Annotated in this window: 17 protein-coding genes and 1 riboswitch; of the genes, 13 read left to right on the forward strand and 4 right to left on the reverse strand. The window is 62.1% G+C overall.

All coding sequences use genetic code 11. The features are described from left to right. Positions 1–30: 30 nt before the first annotated feature. A complete protein-coding gene (locus HGO40_RS09715; RefSeq protein ID WP_186708037.1) occupies positions 31–1,470 on the reverse strand; it encodes a TolC family outer membrane protein in 1,440 nt (479 codons plus the stop codon). 156 nt (positions 1,471–1,626) lie between these two features. Then, positions 1,627–1,732, forward strand: a riboswitch (TPP riboswitch). A 161-nt stretch (positions 1,733–1,893) separates the two neighbouring features. On the opposite strand from HGO40_RS09715, the gene thiC reads away from it, so the two are divergent. Both thiC and cytX read left to right on the forward strand, forming a co-directional pair. Next, on the forward strand, positions 1,894–3,783 hold the full coding sequence (gene thiC / locus HGO40_RS09720) for a phosphomethylpyrimidine synthase ThiC (RefSeq protein ID WP_186708035.1): 1,890 nt from the start codon (positions 1,894–1,896) through the stop codon (positions 3,781–3,783). A 197-nt stretch (positions 3,784–3,980) separates the two neighbouring features. Next, positions 3,981–5,273, forward strand: a complete 1,293-nt coding sequence (gene cytX / locus HGO40_RS09725) for a putative hydroxymethylpyrimidine transporter CytX (RefSeq protein WP_250962812.1) — start codon at positions 3,981–3,983, stop codon at positions 5,271–5,273. Here cytX and HGO40_RS09730 read toward each other — a convergent pair. Beyond that, the gene (locus HGO40_RS09730) at positions 5,242–5,988 is read right to left on the reverse strand and encodes a DUF3298 domain-containing protein (RefSeq protein WP_250962813.1); all 747 of its coding nucleotides are present in this window, start codon (positions 5,986–5,988) and stop codon (positions 5,242–5,244) included. The genes cytX and HGO40_RS09730 overlap by 32 nt on opposite strands. Before the next feature lie 214 nt (positions 5,989–6,202). Here HGO40_RS09730 and HGO40_RS09735 point away from each other — a divergent pair, with 214 nt between their 5' ends. The 10 genes from HGO40_RS09735 (at position 6,203) to HGO40_RS09780 (ending at position 17,077) form a co-directional block, all read left to right on the forward strand. Further along, the gene (locus tag HGO40_RS09735; RefSeq protein ID WP_250962814.1) at positions 6,203–6,820 is read left to right on the forward strand and encodes an NUDIX domain-containing protein; all 618 of its coding nucleotides are present in this window, start codon (positions 6,203–6,205) and stop codon (positions 6,818–6,820) included. Further along, positions 6,811–7,263, forward strand: coding sequence for a DUF1249 domain-containing protein (locus HGO40_RS09740; RefSeq protein WP_092205313.1), 453 nt, complete (start codon positions 6,811–6,813; stop codon positions 7,261–7,263). Before HGO40_RS09735 ends, HGO40_RS09740 begins: the two co-directional genes overlap by 10 nt. Positions 7,264–7,362: 99 nt before the next feature. Next, positions 7,363–8,178, forward strand: a complete 816-nt coding sequence (cpdA, locus tag HGO40_RS09745) for a 3',5'-cyclic-AMP phosphodiesterase (protein ID WP_250962815.1) — start codon at positions 7,363–7,365, stop codon at positions 8,176–8,178. Between the two features lie 1,103 nt (positions 8,179–9,281). Next, positions 9,282–9,614 carry a DUF6124 family protein gene (locus tag HGO40_RS09750; protein ID WP_250962816.1) on the forward strand — a complete coding sequence of 111 codons (333 nt, stop codon included), beginning with the start codon at positions 9,282–9,284 and terminating at the stop codon, positions 9,612–9,614. Positions 9,615–9,856: 242 nt separating this feature from the next. Beyond that, complete coding sequence (locus tag HGO40_RS09755; protein ID WP_250962817.1) at positions 9,857–10,465, forward strand: YqiA/YcfP family alpha/beta fold hydrolase; 609 nt, start codon at positions 9,857–9,859, stop codon at positions 10,463–10,465. Positions 10,466–10,506: 41 nt separating this feature from the next. Continuing rightward, on the forward strand, positions 10,507–12,411 hold the full coding sequence (parE, locus tag HGO40_RS09760; protein WP_250962818.1) for a DNA topoisomerase IV subunit B: 1,905 nt from the start codon (positions 10,507–10,509) through the stop codon (positions 12,409–12,411). Next, entirely contained in the window at positions 12,411–13,397 is a 987-nt protein-coding gene (locus tag HGO40_RS09765) for an esterase-like activity of phytase family protein (protein ID WP_250962819.1), read from the forward strand. Before parE ends, HGO40_RS09765 begins: the two co-directional genes overlap by 1 nt. Then, entirely contained in the window at positions 13,394–13,915 is a 522-nt protein-coding gene (locus tag HGO40_RS09770) for a retropepsin-like aspartic protease family protein (protein ID WP_250962820.1), read from the forward strand. The genes HGO40_RS09765 and HGO40_RS09770 overlap by 4 nt, the downstream gene beginning before the upstream one ends. Before the next feature lie 10 nt (positions 13,916–13,925). Beyond that, complete coding sequence (parC, locus tag HGO40_RS09775; protein WP_250962821.1) at positions 13,926–16,190, forward strand: DNA topoisomerase IV subunit A; 2,265 nt, start codon at positions 13,926–13,928, stop codon at positions 16,188–16,190. A 179-nt stretch (positions 16,191–16,369) separates the two neighbouring features. Next, positions 16,370–17,077 (forward strand): PqiC family protein, encoded by a 708-nt coding sequence (locus tag HGO40_RS09780; RefSeq protein WP_186708017.1) that lies wholly within the window; start codon positions 16,370–16,372, stop codon positions 17,075–17,077. 404 nt (positions 17,078–17,481) lie between these two features. Here the strand turns inward: HGO40_RS09780 and HGO40_RS09785 are convergent, their stop codons facing one another. Then, a complete protein-coding gene (locus HGO40_RS09785) occupies positions 17,482–18,999 on the reverse strand; it encodes an AhpA/YtjB family protein (protein WP_250962822.1) in 1,518 nt (505 codons plus the stop codon). Between the two features lie 133 nt (positions 19,000–19,132). On the opposite strand from HGO40_RS09785, the gene serB reads away from it, so the two are divergent. Continuing rightward, entirely contained in the window at positions 19,133–20,347 is a 1,215-nt protein-coding gene (gene serB / locus HGO40_RS09790; RefSeq protein ID WP_250962823.1) for a phosphoserine phosphatase SerB, read from the forward strand. A gap of 164 nt (positions 20,348–20,511) precedes the next feature. On the opposite strand, the gene HGO40_RS09795 is transcribed toward serB, so the two are convergent. Beyond that, on the reverse strand, positions 20,512–22,272 hold the full coding sequence (locus HGO40_RS09795) for a cyclic-di-GMP receptor FimW-related protein (RefSeq protein ID WP_250962824.1): 1,761 nt from the start codon (positions 22,270–22,272) through the stop codon (positions 20,512–20,514). Positions 22,273–22,339: the final 67 nt, after the last annotated feature.

Below are 22,339 nucleotides of genomic sequence, written 5' to 3' on the forward strand. Positions count from 1 at the left end.
GAAGCCCTCGTTGCCAGTGAGGACGGTAGGTTATTGCGCTGGTCGCGAGCGCAACTGCTGTGCCGCCGCCTGTGCCAAGTCCGGCGGCAGGAAGTCCTTGTCCGGGTTGTAGTCGGGCTTGAGGTAGCGGGACAGGGCTTGCAGGTCCTCCGGACTCAACGTCCCGGCGGCCTGCTTGAGGCGCAGGTTGTCGAGGATGTAGTCATACCGGGCGTTGTTGTAGTCGCGCACCGAGGTGTACAGCTGGCGCTGGGCGTCCAGCACATCGACGATATTCCGAGTGCCCACCTGGTAGCCGATTTCCGTGGCGTCCACCGCGCTCTGGTTGGAGATGATCGATTGGCGCCGGGCCTGGACCTGTTCCACATCGGTGTTCACCGCGCGATGCAGGTTGCGGGTGTTTTCCACCACCTGGCGGCGCAGGGCTTCGCGTTGCTGCTCGGTCTGGGTGAGTTGCGAATAGGACTCGCGAACCTGGGAGCTGGTCAGCCCGCCGCTGTAGATCGGAATACTCAATTGCAGGCCGATGGTGCGTTGCTCCGCGTCGCCACCGTAGCGCTGGCCGGTGGGGCTCGGGTTGGTAAAGCCGAGGCCGTCGTTGTCACCTTTGCGGTACTGGGCGATTGCATCGAGGGTCGGCGCGTGGCCGGCCTTGCGCTGGCGCAAGGTGTCTTCGGCGGCGTCGACGGCGTAATTGCTGGCCAGCAGGTTGAGGTTCTGCTTGGCGGCAGTGTCTACCCAGGCCTTGGCGTCGTTGGGCGCCGGCGGCAGGATCGGCAGGGTGTGGACGACGCCCTGGATCGAGTTGTACTGGCGGTTGGTCAGGGTGATCAGCGCTTCGAAGGCATCTTCGACCTGGCGTTGCGCGATGATCCGGTTGGCCCGCGCGGTATCGTAGCTGGCCTGGGATTGCAGCACGTCGGTCTTGTCCGACAGGCCCACGTCGAAACGTTCGTTGGACTGGTCGAGCTGGCGCTTGAACGCGGCTTCCTCGGCCTTGGTCGAGGCCAGGTTGTCCTGGCTGCGCAGCACATTGAAATAGGCTTCGGCGCTTTGCAGGATCAGGTTCTGCTCGGTGGCAGACAACTGCAGCGATGCCTGCTCATTGACCGATTTGGCCGCTTGCAGTTGGAACCAGCGGTCTGCGCGGAAAATCGGCTGGGACAGCGTGGCCTGGTAGACCGTGGAGCTGCGGGTGGCGGTCATCGCCGGTTGGTCGAGCTCGGTACGGGTGTTGTTCAGGTCGGCACCGGCCGAAAGGTTGGGCAGCAACCCGGCGCGGGCCTGGGGCACCACTTCCTTCTGGGCGCCATACTGGGCGCGGGCGGCGGCCAGGTCGGCGTTGTTGTCCACCGCTTCCTGGTACACGCTGACCAGGTCGGTCAGGGTGGATAAAGGCGCTTCGGCGGCCCAGGCCATTCCATTGGACGCACAAGACACGGCGAGGGCCAGTGAGAGTTTGCGCAGCATGAGGCGATCCCTACGTTCAAATTGAATGCGCATAACAGGCGCGCGGCGTAGCGAGTGTAGTTGCGCCTGGGCACGGCAACAATCCTGTATATGCGCCATTCATCACGCCTTTTGCCCTGGCGATGGCGTTCTGTCGTGGTTGTGTCTAGACTGGCCGGGTTCTTGTCGGGGTGCCTTGCTATGAGGCTGAGATCGAATAATTTCGGATCCCGTTGAACCTGATCAGGTTAGCGCCTGCGTAGGGAACAAGATTTCTCGTCACCCGGCGAGTCCTCTTGTGCTTCGTCCGGGATGTCGTTCGACCATCGAACGCACTCGAGCAGCAAGCACAGCGTCCGCATTTTCGTGCAGGGACGCGTCCATTCGTTACAGGTTCGCTCCGACAAAAATCCACTGCCTGGATGTGTGTCTGGAGAGCCCGTGATGACGACAAAATCAAAAAACGCGACCAACCTCAGTGAATCGGCCCAGGTCGATCAACAATCGGTTCAGCCCTTTACCCGCTCGCAAAAAATCTACGTCCAGGGCAGCCGCCCGGATATCCGCGTGCCCATGCGCGAAATCAGCCTCGACGTGACCCCCACCGACTTCGGCGGCGAAATCAACGCGCCGGTGGTGGTCTACGACACCTCGGGTCCGTACACCGACCCGAACGTGATCATCGACGTGCGCAAAGGCCTGGCCGATGTGCGCTCGCCATGGATCGAAGCCCGTGGCGACACCGAGCGCCTGGCGGGCCTGAGTTCCAACTTCGGCCAGGAGCGCTTGGCCGACCCCGAGCTGACCAAGCTGCGCTTCGCCCACGTGAACAATCCGCGTCGCGCCAAGCCGGGTGCCAACGTCAGCCAGATGCACTACGCGCGCAAAGGCATCATTACCGCCGAGATGGAATACGTCGCCATCCGCGAAAACATGAAACTTGAAGTCGCCCGCGCCGCTGGCCTGCTTGACCAGCAACACGCCGGCCACAGCTTCGGTGCCAGCGTGCCGAAGGTCATCACCGCGGAATTCGTGCGTGACGAAATCGCCCGGGGCCGCGCGATCATCCCGGCCAACATCAACCACACCGAACTGGAACCGATGATCATCGGCCGTAACTTCCTGGTGAAGATCAACGGCAACATCGGCAACAGTGCGCTGGGTTCGTCCATCGAAGAAGAAGTGGCGAAGCTGACCTGGGGTATCCGTTGGGGTTCGGACACGGTCATGGACCTGTCCACCGGCAAGCACATCCATGAAACCCGCGAGTGGATCATCCGTAACTCGCCCGTGCCGATCGGCACCGTGCCGATCTACCAGGCCCTGGAAAAAGTCGGCGGCGTGGCCGAAGACCTGACCTGGGAATTGTTCCGCGACACGCTGATCGAGCAGGCCGAGCAGGGCGTCGACTACTTCACCATCCACGCCGGCGTGTTGCTGCGTTATGTGCCGATGACCGCCAAGCGCGTCACCGGTATCGTCAGCCGTGGTGGTTCGATCATGGCCAAGTGGTGCCTGGCGCACCACAAGGAAAACTTCCTCTACACCCATTTCGAAGACATCTGCGAAATCATGAAGGCCTACGACGTCAGCTTCTCGCTGGGCGATGGCCTGCGTCCGGGTTCGATCGCCGACGCCAACGACGAAGCGCAGTTCGGCGAGCTGGAAACCCTCGGCGAGCTGACCAAGATCGCCTGGAAGCACGACGTGCAATGCATGATCGAAGGCCCGGGCCACGTGCCGATGCAGTTGATCAAAGAGAACATGGACAAGCAGCTCGAGTGCTGCGACGAGGCGCCGTTCTACACCCTCGGCCCGCTGACCACCGACATCGCGCCGGGCTACGACCACATCACCTCCGGCATCGGTGCGGCGATGATCGGCTGGTTCGGTTGCGCCATGCTTTGCTACGTCACGCCGAAGGAACACCTCGGCTTGCCGAACAAGGATGACGTCAAGACCGGGATCATCACCTACAAGATCGCCGCCCACGCCGCCGACCTTGCCAAGGGTCACCCGGGCGCGCAGATCCGCGACAATGCCTTGAGCAAGGCGCGTTTCGAGTTCCGTTGGGAAGACCAGTTCAACCTCGGCCTCGACCCGGACACCGCCCGCTCGTATCACGACGAAACCCTGCCGAAGGACTCGGCCAAGGTGGCGCATTTCTGCTCGATGTGCGGGCCGAAATTCTGCTCGATGAAAATCACCCAGGAAGTGCGCGAGTATGCGGCGAACCAGCGCATTGAAGCGGTGGATGTCGATGTCGCCCAGGGCTTGGCGGAGCAGGCCGAGCGGTTCAAGAAGGAAGGTAGTCAGCTTTACAAGAAAGTCTGACCTGGGCGGCACTCACCTGTGGCGAGGGAGCTTGCTCCCGCTGGGCTGCGAAGCGGGCCCAAAACCAGTCACCGCGTTCTGGCAATCAGAATTGTGGTGGCCGGTTTGGCGGCTGCTTCGCAGCCTAGCGGGAGCAAGCTCCCTCGCCACAAGGATGATCCGCGCCCCAAAACAATAATCTGCCCTGAGATATCTCTGTGAACATCCAACCCAGCACCTACTCCCCCGACACCGCCGTGCCCCTGGACAAACGCGTCTTCGGCGCCCGCGATCTGTTTTCCCTGTGGTTCTCCCTCGGCATCGGCCTGATGGTCTTGCAGGTCGGTGCCTTGCTCGCGCCGGGCCTGGGCCTGAGCGGTTCGTTGCTGGCGATTTTCCTCGGCACGCTGGTGGGCGTCCTGCTGCTGGCGGCGGTCGGGGTGATCGGCAGCGACACTGGCCTGTCGGCCATGGCCGCGCTGAAGCTCAGCCTCGGCAGCAAGGGCGCGAGCGTGCCGGCGGTATTGAACCTGCTGCAGCTGATCGGCTGGGGCTCGTTCGAAATCATCGTCATGCGTGACGCCGCCAGCCTGCTCGGTGCCCGGGCTTTCAGCGAAGGCAGCCTGGGTTCGAACCCACTGCTGTGGACGCTGTTCTTCGGCGCCCTGGCCACTTTGCTCGCCGTGAGCGGGCCGCTGACCTTTGTGCGCAAGGTTCTGCGCAAGTGGGGCATCTGGTTGCTGCTGGCGGCTTGCATCTGGTTGACCTGGAACCTGTTCGCCAAGGCTGACCTGGCCGCGCTGTGGGTCCAGGCGGGCGATGGTTCGATGCCGTTGGCGGTGGGGTTCGATATCGCCATCGCGATGCCGCTGTCGTGGTTGCCGCTGATCGCCGACTACTCGCGTTTCGGCAAGCGCGCCAAAAACGTCTTCGGCGGTACGGCGGTGGGCTTCTTCATCGGCAATTTCTGGCTGATGAGCCTGGGCGTGGCCTACACCCTGGCGTTCGCGCCGAGCGGTGAAGTCAACGCGTTGCTGCTGGCCCTGGCGGGTGCTGGATTGGGTATTCCGCTGTTGCTGATTCTGCTGGACGAGTCGGAAAATGCCTTCGCCGACATCCACTCGGCGGCGGTATCGACAGGCATGTTGTCGGGGTTGAAGGTCGAGCACCTGGCCTTGGCGATTGGTGTCATCTGCACCTTGATCGCCTGCTTTGCACCGTTGGCGCAGTACCAGAACTTCCTGTTGCTGATCGGCTCGGTGTTCGCGCCGCTGTTCGGCGTGGTGTTGGTGGACCACTTCATCCTGCGCAAACGCAGCAGCCAAGTGGTGTCAGCCGCGTTGCGCTGGCCGGCCCTGTTGGCCTGGTTGGGTGGGGTGAGCACCTATCACCTGCTGGCCAATTTCTATCCGGACATCGGCGCAACCCTGCCGTCGCTGATCCTGGCAGGGTTGCTGCAACTGTTGCTGGGCCGGGCCTTCAGCTACGGCCGGGAAACAGCTCGGGCTTGAGGATGCCATTGAGGCGTGGATAGGCGATCTTCAATTCGATGTGGCCCAGGGCGTACGGCGCGATGGTGCTCACTTCGTACTTGAGGATCACCCCGCCGTAGGTCAGCGCGATGTGTGGGGTTTTCTGGAAGGACCACTGTTTCAGGAACTCGGGTTCCTGATCCAGCTTGGTGCTGATCAGCCAGCTGTTGTGAGCCACTTGCGCGGCTTTCCAGAAGGCTTCTTCCTGGCCCGGCAGCAGCATGTCCGACAGTGTCAGCACCTTGTGCTGCTGGCGCGAATAGTTGATGAAACCGCGCCCCGGCGTGCCGTGGGCACCGCCGGTGTCCAGGTAGCTGGACAGTTCGATGATCACCAGGCCGTCATGTTGCTCACGTACCTTGGCCTGCAAATAGCTGCTGTTGCCTGGCGCGGCGTTGCGCAGGAACTGCTCGCGATAGGCCGCCAGCGTCGGTGCCGCCGGGGCGTCCGGGGTGGTGCGGGTCATTTGCAGCAGGCGTTTTTCGATGATGCCGTCCAGGGCGGGTTCGGCCGGAAAGTGCAGGGTATCGATGTTCACCAACGGGCAGTCGGCACTGGCGCAACCTGGTTGCAGTTGTTCCGAAGCGTCGCGAGTGGTCTCCAGCGGTGCGCGATAGTTGGGTTGGAACAGGCTTTGGCAAGCGCCCAGGGTCAGGGCAATGGCGGCCACGGAGGCGGTTTTGAAAAGCGACATGGGCGTCCGTCATGCAACACGGAAAGGCAAAAAGTTACCCGCTTCGACTGTCAGCAAGGCAATCAGTTCGCCACTAAGCTCATTAGAGTGATTTTAAGCGCAGCCGTCCATCCCGATCTCTGGCAGGGGGCTGCCCCAAAGGGTTCGAGCGCGTTAGGATGGCGCGAAGCCGAGGTTGGAACCTCGTATTGATCGACTGCACACGAGGATTGTCATGACCGATTTCGCCAACGCCACACCGAACGCCGTGGACATCGTCAAGCGGGAGACCTGCTTCAAGGGTTTCTATAAGCTCGACCGCCTCGTCTTGCGCCACGAGTTGTTTGCCGGTGGCATGAGCCGTGAGATCAACCGTGAATTGTTCGTGCGTCATGATGCGGTGTGTGTGCTGCCCTACGACCCGCAGCGCGATGAAGTGGTGTTGATCGAGCAGTTTCGCGTGGGGGCCATTGGCAAGACCACCAACCCCTGGCTGGTAGAGTTGGTGGCCGGGCTGATCGACAAGGATGAGCAACCGGAAGAGGTTGCTCATCGTGAAGCGCAGGAGGAAGCTGGGCTTGTCTTCGCTGCGCTCTGGCCGATGACCCAATACTTTCCATCGCCGGGCGGCAGCAATGAATTCGTACATTTGTACCTGGGGCGTTGCGACAGCACGGGGGCAGGCGGCCTGCATGGCCTTCTGGAGGAAGCCGAGGACATTCGGGTGAAGGTCTGGGCCTACGAAGATGCCTTGCAAGCCGTGCGCGACGGACGTATCTGCAACGCGGCCAGCATCATTGCCTTGCAATGGCTGGCCTTGAATCGCGATGAAGTGAGGGGGCTATGGTCCTGAACAAGCTGCGCGACCGCTATCGCGTCGATCTGGTGGGGTTGCAGGCCGCCTGCGAGGCCAACTACGCCCGCCTGATGCGCTTGTTGCCAGACATGCGCAACGACCCGCTGCCACGCCGCATCGCCGTCACTCATGGCGACCAGATGCTCGGCGTGCTGGCCCTGGAAGTGCTGCAAGCCTGCCCCTACACCACCACCTTGCAGGTGCGTCAGGAGCACAGCCTGCCCTGGCTGCCGGTGCCGCAACTGGAAGTGCAGGTCTATCACGACGCGCGCATGGCCGAAGTCGTCAGCGCCGAACATGCACGACGCTTTCGTGGCATCTATCCTTACCCCAATGCGTCAATGCACCAGCCGGATGAAAAAGCCCAGTTGAACCTGTTCCTGGGCGAGTGGCTGAGTCATTGCCTGGCGCTGGGCCACGAGTTCGAAGTCGTTCGGTAGTTGTGAACCGGTTCCGGTTCGCGGGTTTCCCCTTTCGATCGTCCCCCAGCATAATTGCCGCTTCATGCAACGGCGTGATTGCGCCTGGGAGAAAGCGATTTGCCGAGCGTATCCAGCTTGACCACGGCCGATGTGGCGTTGTTGGTCCAACTGTCTGACAGCCATTTGTTCGCCGAGGCCGAGGCCTCGTTGCTGGGCATGAATACCCGTGACAGCTTGCGGGCAGTCATTGATTTGGTGCTCAAGCAGCAGCCGAACATTGACCTGATGCTCGCCACCGGGGATTTGTCCCAGGACGGCACGCTGCAATCCTATGAGGCGTTTCGGCAACTGACTGCGCGAATCGACGCGCCGGCGCGGTGGATTCCCGGCAACCATGATGAGCCGCAGGTGATGCTTGAGGCGGCGGTCAAGAGCACGTTGCTCGATCCGGTGGTGGACATTGGCAATTGGCGGGTGACGATGCTCGATTCGGCCGTGCCAGGTTCGGTGCCGGGTTTTTTGGCCGAGGAGCAGTTGATTCTGTTGGCCAATGCCTTGAGCGAGGCGCCGGAGCGGCATCATCTGGTGTGTCTGCATCATCACCCTGTTTCGATCGGGTGTGTGTGGATGGAGCCGATCGGGTTGCGTAATCCGGAGGCGCTGTTTGCGGTGTTGGATCGGTTTCCCCAGGTTAGGGCGGTGTTGTGGGGGCATGTGCATCAGGAGATAGACCGGGTGCGCGAGGGGGTTCGTTTGTTGGCTTCGCCTTCGACCTGTATTCAGTTTGAGCCGGGGAGTGAGGATTTTGCGGTGGGCTCGCAGGCGCCGGGGTATCGGTGGTTGCGGCTTTTGCCGGATGGGCGGTTGGAGACGGGGGTTGAGCGGGTGGTTGGATTTGCGTTTACCCCGGACTATGGTTCCAACGGGTATTGAGGACGAGGCGGCCTGACAGCCGGCCTATTTCTCACTGCTGTACTCCGATCCAATTGTGGGAGCGGGCTTGCTCGCGAAGGCGGCTTGACGGAGTACATATCCATTGCTGCGGTAACGGCGACTTAGGGTTCCGCCCTTACGGCGGCTCACTTTTTTTCAAACGCCAAAAAAAGTAAGCAAAAAAGGCTTGCCCCACCACTCGGTGCCTCGCCTAGGCTCGGCATGCCCGAACGCAGGCATTGCTCCGTGGGCCCACTGCGCAATGCCTGCGTTCGGCCATCGTGGTTAACGGGGCCCCAAGATCAAAAGCCAAGCCGAGGCGGCCTTAAAGCCGACCTGGCTCCCCCGCTCGTACACCCATCAGAACTGTGGGAGATCTGTGGGAGCAAAGCTTGCTCGCGAGGCGGCCTGACAGCCGACCTGATTCTCCGGTCATACCCCGAGCCGATTGTGGGAGCGGGCTTGCTCGCGAAGACGGCGGAACATCCAATACTGATGCAAGCTGGCCCACCGCTTTCGCGCGCAAGCCCGCTCCCACAGGGATCGGCAGTGGTCGCAAATTCATAGGTCACACTGACCCCATGTGGGAGCGAGCCTGCTCGCGAAGGCGGCGGCACATACAACCTGGATGCAAGCAGACCCACCGCTATCGCGAGCAAGCTCGGCTCCCACAGGGATCGGCGGTGGAGACTGATCTTATAAACGACCCAAAACCTGTGTGGGAGCGAGCTTGCTCGCGATGGCTGCCTGACAGCCGACCTGGATTGTGGGAATGGTCGGACAACCCTCCGGGCTGCAGCAGATTTTTCCGACGAGCCCTGGCGGTTGCCGGGTGGGAAGGGCTGTCGCTAGTCTTTTCCCGTCGCTGCAAATTCAGCGGTCGGGCCTGGAAACCCGATAAGTAAGGGTGCAACAGCGCGCCACATGAGATACTGCATCGCTTTTTTGCGTGTGCAGTTTTGCGTTATGGCGGCTGTGCGCGGGAGACTTTCGAGTCTGCCGGGTTTTGCTCCTTTACTCCGGTTTTCCAGCCCGCGCATAGCTGCCACCCTCTCGCCTGGAAACGGGAGATGGCGGTTCCACTACGTTAGAGGAGCTGCATCATGTTCAAAGCCACACCCAATCCCCCCGAAACCGATCCCCAAAAACTCGATGAAGCCGCCAAGCGCGCCATCGATCATTATCTCGACCCCAAGCCCGACCCCAAGAAGAAACAACCTTCAGGCCCATTGTTCTCTGTCTCGGAGAGCGCAGACACCGAAACCCTTCTAGCCTACCTCAGCGAAACCCTGGCCTCCGCCAACGCCATGCTCGGCGACCTAACCTTCGACCTGGAAGGCTCGCGTCGGCATTTTGCCCTGGGAGTCCAGCAGATGATCGAGATCAGTGAGTTGTTGGCGAACCGGGCGTTGGACATTGTTGCGCCGAGACAATGATGATTTTACGGCTGACAACGTAACCCGTGGCGAGGGAGCTTGCTCCCGCAGGCCTGCGAAGCAGGCCCTAGACCAGGCTCCGCGTTCTGTCAGTCAGATGGGGCATTGCAGGTTTGGGGCTACTGCGTAGCCCAGCGGGAGCAAGCTCCCTCGCCACAAAGCGGAGTGTCATTCAAAACACCCCAAACCACCTCGAACTCCCTGTAAACTCCGGCCTTTGCCCAACACCCAGGGAGTCGGCAATGTCGGGTTCGATCCTTTATATCCATGGCTTCAACAGCGCCCCAGCATCGACCAAAGCCTGCCAACTGGTCGAAGTGATGGCACGCCTTGGCCTCAGCGACCAGCTACAGGTGCCGGCCCTGCATCACCACCCCCGCCAGGCCATCGGTCAGCTGGAACAGGCGATTACAGAACTGGGGCGGCCGCTGCTGGTCGGCAGCTCGCTCGGCGGCTACTATGCGACTCACTTGGCCGAGCGCCACGGGCTCAAGGCCCTGTTGGTCACTCCTGCCGAGAGCCCGCATCGGATGTTCGACGGGTACCTGGGGACGCAGAAGAATTTATACACCGACGAAACCTGGGAATTGACCCACGACCACGTGACGGCCCTGGCCGAGCTGGAAGTGCCGGCGCCCCGGGATCCGCAGCGGTATCAAGTATGGTTGCAAACCGGTGACGAAACCCTGGATTATCGCCACGCCCAGCAGTATTACCGCGCCTGTGCCTTGCGCATCCAGGCCGGCGGCGACCACAGTTTCCAAGGGTTTGCCCAGCAGTTACCGGCATTGTTGAGTTTTGCCTGCATTGGCGCCGATTTGTACCAGGCGATCGACTTCACGTCGCTGTGAACCATCGCCCCTTTTTCATTGAACACTGACGACGAGACCCCATGGCCACTCCCAGCGCTAGCTCTTATAACGCAGACGCCATCGAAGTCCTCTCGGGCCTCGACCCGGTGCGCAAGCGCCCCGGCATGTACACCGACACCAGTCGGCCGAACCACCTCGCCCAGGAAGTCATCGACAACAGTGTCGACGAAGCCTTGGCCGGGCATGCGAAATCGGTGCAGGTCATCCTGCACGCCGATCACTCGCTGGAAGTCAGCGATGACGGCCGCGGCATGCCGGTGGACATTCACCCTGAAGAAGGTGTGTCGGGCGTCGAGCTGATCCTCACCAAACTCCACGCCGGCGGCAAGTTTTCCAACAAGAACTACCAGTTCTCCGGCGGTCTGCACGGCGTGGGTATTTCCGTGGTCAACGCCTTGTCGACCCAGGTGCGGGTGCGGGTCAAGCGTGACGGCAATGAATACCAGATGACGTTCGCCGACGGCTACAAGGCCACCGAGCTGGAAGTGGTGGGCACCGTCGGCAAGCGCAACACCGGGACCAGCGTGTATTTCGCCCCGGATCCGAAGTATTTCGATTCGCCGAAGTTTTCCGTCAGCCGCCTCAAGCACGTGCTCAAGGCCAAGGCCGTGTTGTGCCCGGGGCTGCTGGTCAGTTTCGAGGACAAGGCCACCGGCGAAAAAGTCGAATGGCATTACGAAGACGGCCTGCGCTCTTATCTGGTGGATGCGGTCAGTGGTTTCGAGCGCCTGCCCGACGAGCCGTTCTGCGGCAGCCTGGCCGGTAACAAGGAAGCCGGGGACTGGGCGCTGTTGTGGCTGCCCGAAGGCGGCGAAAGTGTCCAGGAAAGCTACGTCAACCTGATCCCCACGGCCCAGGGCGGTACCCACGTCAACGGCTTGCGCCAGGGACTGCTCGACGCCAGGCGCGAGTTCTGCGAGTTCCGCAACCTGCTGCCCCGTGGCGTGAAGCTGGCGCCGGAAGACGTCTGGGAGCGCATTGCCTTCGTCCTGTCGATGAAGATGCAGGAACCGCAATTCTCCGGCCAGACCAAAGAGCGCCTGTCGTCTCGCGAAGCGGCGGCGTTCGTTTCCGGTGTGGTCAAGGACGCGTTCAGCCTGTGGCTCAACGCCAACCCGGAAACCGGCCTGGCCCTGGCGGAGCTGGCGATCAACAATGCCGGTCGTCGTCTGAAAGCGAGCAAGAAAGTCGAGCGCAAGCGCATCACCCAGGGGCCGGCATTGCCGGGCAAGCTTGCCGATTGCGCCGGGCAGGACCCGATGCGTTCCGAGCTGTTCCTGGTGGAAGGTGACTCCGCCGGCGGCTCGGCCAAGCAGGCGCGGGATAAAGAGTTCCAGGCAATCCTGCCGCTGCGGGGCAAGATCCTCAATACCTGGGAAGTGGACGGCAGTGAAGTGCTGGCCAGCCAGGAAGTGCATAACATCGCCGTGGCCATTGGCGTCGATCCGGGCGCCGCGGACATGAGCCAGCTGCGCTACGGCAAGATCTGCATCCTCGCCGACGCCGACTCCGACGGCCTGCACATTGCCACGCTGCTTTGTGCCTTGTTCGTCCAGCATTTCCGCCCACTGGTGGACGCCGGCCACGTCTACGTGGCGATGCCGCCGCTGTACCGCATCGACCTGGGCAAGGAAATCTACTACGCCCTGGACGAAGCCGAGCGCGACGGCATCCTTGACCGCCTGGTGGCCGAGAAGAAACGAGGCAAGCCGCAGGTCACCCGATTCAAGGGCCTGGGTGAGATGAACCCGCCGCAGTTGCGCGAAACCACCATGGATCCAAATACCCGCCGCCTGGTGCAGTTGACCTTGGATGATTTTGAAGCGACTTCGGAAATGATGGACATGTTGCTGGCCAAGAAACGCGCCGGCGACCGCAAGTCCTGGCTTGAATCCAAAGGGGACCTGGCCGAGGTACTGGCCTGATGCGCAACGGTTTCGCCCTGGCGTTGTGGCTGTGGGCGGGGATGGTGGTCGCAGGGCCAGCGCCGGAATTGAAGCTGCTGTCCGAGCACGCCGTCGACGGCATGCGCGGTGGCAACCTGTCCGGGCTGGCGCTGTGCGGCGGCGAGATGTGGACCGTGTCCGATCGCGACGATGACCGGATCTATCGCCTCATGCCCTCCGAGGCGCCGGTCTGGCAGGCCGAGGCGGTTGGAATCGAGGTGCCGAAGGTGCCTGACAGCGGTTTGCCCTGGGGCTTGAGATCGCGAACCTGGGCGGCGTCGTTCCTGCGCGGTGGCGAGCTGGATTTCGAAGGCATCAGCTGTGACAGCGCCGGCAATCGTTATGTGGTCAGTGAATCCCATGCCGCCGTGCTGTACATACCGCCGACGGGGGCCGCATCCTGGCTGAAAATTGCCCCGACGATGATCCGCCAGGCCCGCGCCAGTGGCATGTTGCTGCATTTCAATGCGTTGTTCGAAGGCCTTGCGGTCAGCCCGGCCGGCGACCAGTTGTGGTTGGCGGCCGAGCGTGAGCGTCGCGGCCTGGTGCTGATCAAACGCCAGCAAACGGTGTGGGACTGCGACGGCAATTGTGTCTTGCTCAGCGAAGCGGGCCAGGAAATGCAGCCGGCGCAGTTCCCCAAGGCCAAGGCGGTTTCCCGGGATTTCGCCGACCTGTCATTGTTCAATGGCAAGCTGTTTACCTTGGAGCGCAACGCCTATCAGATCTGCCGGCGTGACCCGCAGACCGTCCAGGTGGAACGTTGCTGGTCGTTCGCCGCCGAGGCGTTGCAGGATAACCGTCGTTATCCCCAGCCTTATGGGCTGGCCGAAGCGCTGGTGGTGGACGCCGACGGAGCCTGGATCGGCCAGGACAACAACGACGGTACGCGGGCCGATGGCGAACAGCGGCCGATTGTCTGGCGCTTCGCCGCGCCTGACGGTGGCTGGAGTGCCTCGCCGTGAGCCAGCAACCACCGGGCAAGCGCGCCGGCCGGGTGCTGATGATCCTGGCCTGGTGCGCGGCGCTGTTTCTGGCGACACGGTTTTTTGCCCAGTGGGAGCAGCGGGAACTCAACCCCAATGCCCAGGTGCAGTCGCAAAAAGGCGAAGGTTTTATCGAGGTGAAGCTGGTCGGCAACCGGCAGGGGCATTTCGTCGCCAGCGGCCAGATCAACGGCCAGCCGGTGGACTTCATGCTCGACACCGGTGCCACCGACGTGGCGATTCCGTTGGAATTGGCCGAACGCCTCAAGCTGGAAAAAGGTTTCGGCGTGACCTTGAGCACCGCCAATGGTGTGAGCGAGGGCTACCGCACGCGCATCGACCGGCTGCAGTTGGGTGACATCGTGCTGCGCGATGTCCGTGCCCTGGTGGCGCCTGGCCTGGGTGGCACGCAAGTGCTGCTGGGCATGAGCGCCCTGAACAAACTTGAATTTACCCAGCGCGACGGCACCATGCTGCTGCGCCAGACAACGAACTGATGAGGCCCGCATGAGCGACATTCTTGCAGACAGCTTAGACGGCGTAGAACGCCGATCGCTGGCTGACTTCACCGAAAATGCCTACCTCAATTACTCCATGTACGTGATCATGGACCGCGCCTTGCCGCACATCGGCGACGGCTTGAAGCCGGTCCAGCGGCGGATCATCTATGCCATGAGTGAACTGGGGCTGGATGCGGATTCCAAGCACAAGAAATCGGCGCGTACCGTCGGTGACGTGCTCGGTAAGTTCCACCCCCACGGCGACTCGGCCTGCTACGAAGCCATGGTGCTGATGGCCCAGCCGTTCAGCTATCGCTACACGCTGGTGGACGGCCAGGGTAACTGGGGTGCGCCGGATGATCCCAAATCCTTCGCGGCCATGCGTTACACCGAGGCGCGGCTGTCGCGTTATTCCGAGGTGCTGCTCAGCGAACTGGGCCAGGGCACCGCGGACTGGGGGCCGAACTTCGACGGCACCCTCGACGAACCCCTGGTGTTGCCAGCACGTTTGCCGAATATCCTTCTCAATGGCACCACCGGCATCGCCGTGGGCATGGCCACCGACGTGCCGCCCCACAACCTGCGGGAGGTGGCCACGGCGTGCGTGCGTCTGCTGGACGAACCGAAAGCCACGGTGGAGCAGCTTTGCGAGCACATCCAGGGCCCGGACTATCCGACCGAAGCCGAAATCATCACCCCGCGCGCAGACCTGCTGAAAATCTACGAGACCGGTCGCGGTTCGGTGCGCATGCGCGCCGTGTACCACATCGAAGATGGCGACATCATTGTCACGGCGCTGCCGCATCAGGTGTCCGGGGCCAAGGTCTTGGAACAGATTGCCGCGATGATGCAGGCAAAACCGTCGAAAGCGCCGCAAGTGGCTGACCTGCGCGACGAATCCGACCACGAAAACCCGTGCCGCATCGTGATCATCCCGGTCAACAGCCGGGTCGACCACGACGCGCTGATGCAGCACCTGTTCGCCAGCACCGACTTGGAGTCCAGCTACCGCGTCAACATCAACATCATCGGCCTGGACGGCAAGCCGCAACTGAAGAACTTGCGGGCCTTGCTGGTGGAGTGGCTGGAGTTCCGGGTCAAGACCGTGCGCCGGCGCCGGCAATTTCGCCTGGACAAGGTCGAGCGCCGCCTGCACCTGTTGGACGGCTTGCTGATCGCCTACCTCAACCTGGATGAAGTGATCCACATCATCCGTACCGAGGAGCACCCCAAGGCCAGCCTGATCGAGCGTTTCGCCCTGAGCGAAATCCAGGCCGACTACATCCTCGACACCCGCCTGCGGCAGTTGGCGCGGTTGGAAGAGATGAAGCTGCGGGCCGAGCAGGATGAGTTGCTCAAGGAACAGGCCAAGCTGCAAGCCTTGCTGGGCAGCGAAGCCAAGCTCAAGAAGCTGGTGCGCACCGAACTGCTCAAGGACGCCGAGACCTACGGCGATGACCGTCGTTCGCCGATCGTCGAGCGCGCCGAAGCCAAGGCGCTGAGCGAACACGATCTGCTGCCGAACGAGAAAGTCACCGTCGTGCTGTCGGAAAAAGGCTGGGTGCGTTCGGCCAAGGGTCATGATATTGACGCGACGGGGCTTTCCTATAAGGCCGGGGACGGCTTCAAGGCCTTGGCGGCCGGGCGCTCCAACCAGTTTGCCGTGTTTGTCGACTCCACCGGACGCAGTTATTCGGTGCCGGCCCATACCCTGCCATCGGCTCGCGGCCAGGGCGAACCGCTGACCGGTCGTTTAACACCGCCACCGGGTGCAACTTTTGAATGCGTGCTGATGCCTGATGATGATGGGCTCTACGTAATCGCATCGGACGCGGGTTACGGGTTCGTGGTCAAGGGAGAGGACCTGCAAGCCAAGAACAAGGCGGGCAAGGCGTTGTTGAGCCTGCCGAACAACGCCAAGGTGATTGCGCCGCGTCCGGTTGCGGATCGAGAGAGCAACTGGCTGGCGTCGGTCACCACCGAAGGTCGGTTGCTGGTGTTCAAGATCAGTGACCTGCCACAGCTGGGTAAAGGCAAGGGCAACAAGATTATTGGTATTTCCGGCGAACGGGTCGCCAGTCGTGAGGAATTTGTCACGGATATTGCAGTATTACCGGAGGGTGCGACGCTTGTGCTGCAGGCAGGCAAGCGCACGCTTTCGTTGAAAGCAGACGATCTTGAGCATTACAAGGGTGAACGTGGTCGTCGGGGCAATAAGCTTCCGAGAGGGTTTCAGCGGGTCGATGCGCTGCTCGTCGAAAACCTCAGTTAGGCGTACTAGAGGGCCCGGTCTGCGATTAAATGCCGCAGATCGTTGCTTTCGCGCTGGAGTCGGCGCGCATATTCACGGATGATAGGCCCTTTCAAGCGCCGGCGTGGCCGAGCGTTCTTCATAATGACCGAGTATTTTTTCACTGTGGCAAGCCTTGTGGCTGCCACCTGGACGGAACGATGACTGCTCTGCGCCTCCCTATTTTGTGGCTCGCCGGCCTGCTTGGCCTGGCGGGCTGCAGCATGAACCAGCCGGTGTCGCTGTACCAACTGGACAGCGGAACCCCGTCCCAGCCTGCGCAAAGCACAGGCATGGCCGTATTGCTCGGCCCGGTTCTGATCGCTGACTACCTGCAGCGTGAAACCTTGTTGCAACGTCAACCGGACGGCAGCCTGCAGGCCGCCACTGACGGTCGTTGGGCCGGCAGCCTTTCCTCTGACATCGATCAATTGCTGCTGCGCCAAGTCGCCGGGCATCTGGACAGCCAGCGCGTGGTGCTGGCACCTGCGACCCAGGGCTTCACCCCGGATGTACAAGTGCTGCTGTCGATTACTCGCCTGGACTCGGGCAAGGATCAGCCGGCAGTGCTCGATGCCCAATGGCGATTGATCGACCGTCGTGGCAAGGTGCGTGAGAACCGCATCGTACATCTGCAAGAGGTCCATGCCGGCACCACCGCGGCACAGGTCCAGGCCCAGGGCGTGCTTCTGCAACGCCTGGCCGAACAGCTGTCGGTGTCGCTCAAGCCCCTGGCCAACCAGCCGCCTGTCGCTGAAGCAGTGCCCCGTAAGTCCGCTCCTGCCCCGGCCAAACCGGTGGAAAAGGAAAAGGACAAGATCCCCATGGCCTTGCCAATTCGTACGGACATGGAAGTGTTCAGGTTCTGATGCCTGGACCGGATATACGACGAAGCCCGCAGTGATGCGGGCTTTGTTGTTTCTGTCGGATGGAATTCTCCAGTGGTTGTGCTGGCCTCATCGCGAGCAAGCTCGCTCCCACAGGGGTTCCTGCGAGCCACAGATCCCTTGTGGGAGCGAGCTTGCTCGCGATGGCGGCATTGAAAGCACAAAAAAGCCCGCAGGCAATCATTCGCCTGGGGCCCGGTGTGATTGGTCTTGGGGCTGCTGCGCAGCCCAGCGGGAGCAAGCTCCCTCGCCACGGGTTCAGTGCGGATCTGTAGCTTGCATAGACCCCTGTGGGAGCGAGCCTGCTCGCGATGGCGGCATTGAAGGCACAAAAAAGCCCGCAGACAATCCTCATCTGCGGGCTTCGTTATTTCAGGCAATCAGGCTCAGACCTGGCGTTCATGCATCCGCGCCAGCTGCCGCTCCAGCATCGACGGGTAAGGCTCCATCAAGCGCTCCACGCAGCACGCGCCTTCGGGGCTGGCGATGGGGCGGATGCGGGCGCGTTGGCGGATCAGGGCGTCGTCGTTGATCTTGCGCTCCACCAGCAGCAGGTTGCGGCTGTGTTGCGACAGCGCCAGGGCGTCCTGGGCGGTTTCGGTCAGCAGCAGGTCGATCTGGCTCAGGCCGAACAAGCCATCACCCAAAGTCAGGCCCAATTGCAGTTGCAGGGTAATGCCGCTGTCGGCGACTTCGATCTGCAACTGGTGACCCAAGGCACGCAGCAACTCACCGCAGCAAATGGCGTTGGTCAGGTAATCGTCGCCGCTGTCTTCGGTGTGGAACAGCATCAGCGTGCTGCCGTCGTTCAGGGTGTGCAATTCGCCCTGGTAGAGCGATGCGGCCTGGTCGAGGCAATCGCGGTAGCGCTCGAGCAACTCCTTCAGGCGCGCCTGGGGCAGGCGGCGCAGTTGATCCTGGGCGCCCAACTGCACGGCCAATACGGCGCTGTGCTGGGGCAGGTCCGAAGCAACAGGCCTGGCGACCGGTCGAGGTGCTCCGTCGACGGATTCGTCACGCAGGTCGGCGAAGGCGTCATCGTCTTCCTCGTCTTCTACCGTGCGCACCACATGACGTGGCGCCGGTTTGGAGGCGGGCATCGGCTGGCTTTCGTCGAAGCCCGGATCGCGCAGGTTACGCACTTCGAAACCCGGCTCGGCCTCGTCGTCGTCCACGTAGTCAATGTCTTCAGGTTCCGGCACCGGCTCAGGTTCCGGCGCGAAGCTGGCGTGCAGTTGCCGGGCCAGGTCGCCGATTTCGTCCTGGCGCTGGGTGGCGGGCGTGTGTTCATCGATGTCCCGCAGCCAGACGCGCAGTTGCAACAGCGGCGTGGAGATGTGCCGCCCCAGGCGCAGGCTCAAGGCCAATGCCAGTGCCAGCAGGATCGCGCTGAGGATGCCCATGCTTTGCAGGCTGATGGTCATCGGTTGCTGGAACTGGTCCATGTCCAGGCTGATGCGCAGTTGCCCGGCGGTCACGTCCTGGAAGGTGATCTTGCTCTGGTACATGCCGCCGGACTCGCCCAGCAGGCCAGGCTTGGGCCGCTGCCCGGCCTCGGCGAGGATGCGGTTGTCCACGCTGTAGATGGCGGCGTGGGCCACCAGCTTGTTCTTGGTCAGGTTGTTGAGCAGCACGTTGAGGCTGAGGATGTCGTTGGACACCAGCAGCTCGGTGGCGGACGTGGCGGTCTGGGTGGTCAGGCTTTCACCCAGGGCATCGGCCTGCTCGTGCATCGCCTGCTTGAATTGCAAACCCATCACGCAGGCATAGATGACCAGGGCCAGGGCGACCAGGATTACGTTATGGCTGGCAATGCGCAATGCAATCGGCACACGACGGTGACGCAGTGCACGGAAGATCAGCAGGAAGAAGTTGTCGGTTTTGACTGGCGTGGGCCGGTTCACTGAGCTCGGCTCTTTGTCCGTGAAATTGACGCGCAGTATAGCGACAGCCCCATGACCGGCAAAGCACTGGCGGTGCCCGATGGTCACTGAATGTGGGTAGAATGCGGTTTTTTTCCACCTGCGGGGGTGCGCCTTGCGCGAAATCGTCCTGATAAACATCACTGGCAGCGACCGTCCGGGTCTGACTGCGGCCATTACCGGCGTTCTGGCCCAGGGTGGTGTGAACATTCTCGACATCGGTCAGGCGGTGATCCATGACACGCTGTCGTTCGGCATCCTGGTGGAAATCCCGGACGCCGAACAAAGCAAGTCCGTGCTCAAGGACATCCTGTTCACCGCCTACAAGCTCGACCAGCAGGTGCGCTTCACCCCGGTGTCCGAGGACGATTACCAGCAGTGGGTGGCCGGCCAGGGCAAGAAGCGCCACATCGTGACCCTGTTGACCCGCAAGGTGACCGCCGAGCAATTGCAGCGTGTCAGCTCGATCACCGCCCAATATGGCCTGAACATCGACCACATCGACCGCCTGTCCGGGCGCATGCCCCTGGACACGCCGGCCGACAAGGGCAAGGGCTGCATCGAGTTTTCGGTGCGCGGCGAGCCCGCCGACCCCCAGGCGTTGCGTGCCGAGTTCCTCAGCGTGGCCCAGGAACTGAACGTCGACATCGCCTTCCAGGAAGACTCGCTGTTCCGCCGTAACCGCCGCCTGGCAGTGTTCGACATGGACTCGACGCTGATCGAAGCTGAAGTCATCGACGAACTGGCCAAGGCGGCCGGTGTAGGCGACAAGGTCTCGGCCATCACTGAGCGAGCCATGGCCGGCGAGCTGGATTTCCGCGCCAGCTTCAAGGAGCGCCTGGCCCTGCTGCAAGGCCTGGACGTCAGCGGGCTCGACTCCATCGGCGCTTCCCTGCGCCTGACCGAAGGCGCCGAGACCCTGTTCGCCGAACTCAAGCGCCTGGGCTACAAGACCGCCATCCTGTCCGGCGGCTTCACCTACTTTGCCAAGCAACTGCAGGCCAAGCTCGGCATCGACTACGTGTTTGCCAACGAATTGGAAGTGGTGGACGGCAAGGTGACCGGCGTGGCCGTCGAGCCGATCGTCGATGCCCAGCGCAAGGCGGACCTGCTGCGCGAACTGGCTGAAAAAGAAGGCCTGCGCCTGGAGCAGACCATCGCCGTGGGTGACGGCGCCAACGACTTGCCGATGCTGGCGATCGCGGGCCTGGGCGTGGCGTTCCGTGCCAAGCCGCTGGTCAAGCAGTCGGCCCGGCAAGCGATTTCCACCCTGGGGCTGGATGGGGTGTTGTACCTGCTGGGTTTCCGGGATCGGGACGGGCAGCTCTGACTTACCCGCCGGTTTGGAGTGCATGCTTTTGTGGCGAGGGAGCTCGCTCCCGCTGGCCCGTGTAGGAGCTGCCGAAGGCTGCGATCTTTTGATCTTGATCTTGATCTTCGCTTGAGACTCAATGGGTCTTGGAAAGATCGCAGCCTCGCTTCGCTCGGCAGCTCCTACAGCGACTTCCACAACGAATCGAAATTCCCTTCCTGATCGCCGCCATCCCCGGTTTCGGCCGAGTCTTCCGGGTGGTAGGAAAACTGATTGAAACTGTGCGTGCTGGTCACCCGTCGGTCCAGGCCGGCGCGGCGTTCCTGGCCATTGGTGTTGATCAATACCCGCTGGCCCTCCTGAAACGGCAGGCGTGGGGCGATCATGGTCGGGGGCAGGTCAATCGCACTGATCTCGGGAAGCAACAGCCCGCGCAGATAATGGCCGTGATCATTTTCGTCCCGCACCAGTTGCAGTCCGCACGGCTGGGCATGGGGGGCGACCAGTTCGATACCCATTTGCATGGCGCCGTTGCGCACCTGGCGGATCCAGCGCACCACGGCGACACTCCAGGCCTGGTCGCTGGCGTCGCGGATGCCGATCATTTCCCCTGCTTGCAGTTGTTCCGGCACTTCCTTGGGCCAGCCTAGGCAGTAGCCGCCAGGGCTGTGGTTGATGATCGGCAGGTCGTAGGTGGGGAAGTGATGCTGGTTGTCGGAGTGACTGCCGTCGTCATCGCTCGGGTTGACCGGGTATTCGATTTCTTCGTAGGGCAGCAGGTCGTTTTCGCCTGTCGGGGCGGCGTCGAAAGCCTGGCTCCAGGTGTCGTTGGTCTTGCTTGGCGTGGCTTCGAAGCGGGCTTTGCGAGCAGTCGGGCTTTTCAGTATTTCGTTGAACGAGCGCTCACCGCCGAGGTAGTAGTGCAACGCACTCATGCCCACGCACAGCGTCAGCGTGCCATTGCCCTCGGTGCGCTGGAAGCTGCGCTCAGCCGCTTCGCCCCAGGCGGCCTGCAGATGATGCAATGTATCGGCACTCATGCCGCCAGGGACTGGCAGGGTGTTATCGGCAGGCTGTTCCAAATGAGTGGCGATCGCCCGCACCAGTGGCTGTGGATCGAAGCCCTGCAAGGTCGGATGCTGTTCGGCGCGGAACTTGGAGCGATAGCGTGGCCCGACATCCAGCTCCGGAGCGACCGCGAACAGGCTGGTAGCGCTGGTGGCAGGGTCCAGCTTGACCCACTGGCTCCAGGATTCGAGCGTTTCGGTCAGTCGCCCGATCTGGCTCTGGCGCAGCTGATTGCTGCGTGATGCGCCCAGCAACAGCGCGACGACATAGGTTTGCTCGGCGTTCAATTGATGAACCTGGCTGGCCAGTTCGTCACTCACGCTCAGGTGCTGTAGCCGGTGCTGGCAGGCGATCCGGTACAACTGATGCAGATCGAGCCAAAGTCCCTCGGGCACAGGGCTGTAAAGTTGGCTGGCACGCAGCAGCGGGCCGTTGAGGGCATGCAGCGCCCGTTGCAACGCGGTGCTCAGCAGGCGGGCCCGATCCTTGGTGTATTTGGACGCGATACGCGCCACGATCTGTTTGTAGCCCATCGCCAGTTGGGTTTGCAGGGCCTGGCACAGGTTGACGATCTTGCGCGAGCGATCGTCCAGCACGATGGCCTGTTGCAGGAAGTGCCGCTCCAGGTGCTTGCAGACGTAGTACACCTCGGGCCGCAGCAGTTCGAGCAGTTGCAGGCGATTGTCGCTGGGGGTGAGCAGTTGGTTGAGTTCGCCAAGGGCCTGGTACAGCAGGCGGGCGGTCTCGCCGATGTTGGCCTTGGGCAGGTTGGCGATCCAGCGCTTGAGGTCCTTTGGCGTAGCATCGCAGAACGACAGGCGTGATTGTGTCGGGGTCAGGACGCGCAATAGCTGGAGAGGGCTGGTCTCATTCATGCCGTGGACAGGCTCCGGCGGGAAACGAAAAGGATGTATCCAACTCTAGCAGGTGTAGCCGAAAGAT

This window comes from Pseudomonas sp. CG7 (genome assembly GCF_023701885.1).
Taxonomy (GTDB): domain Bacteria; phylum Pseudomonadota; class Gammaproteobacteria; order Pseudomonadales; family Pseudomonadaceae; genus Aquipseudomonas; species Aquipseudomonas zanjanensis.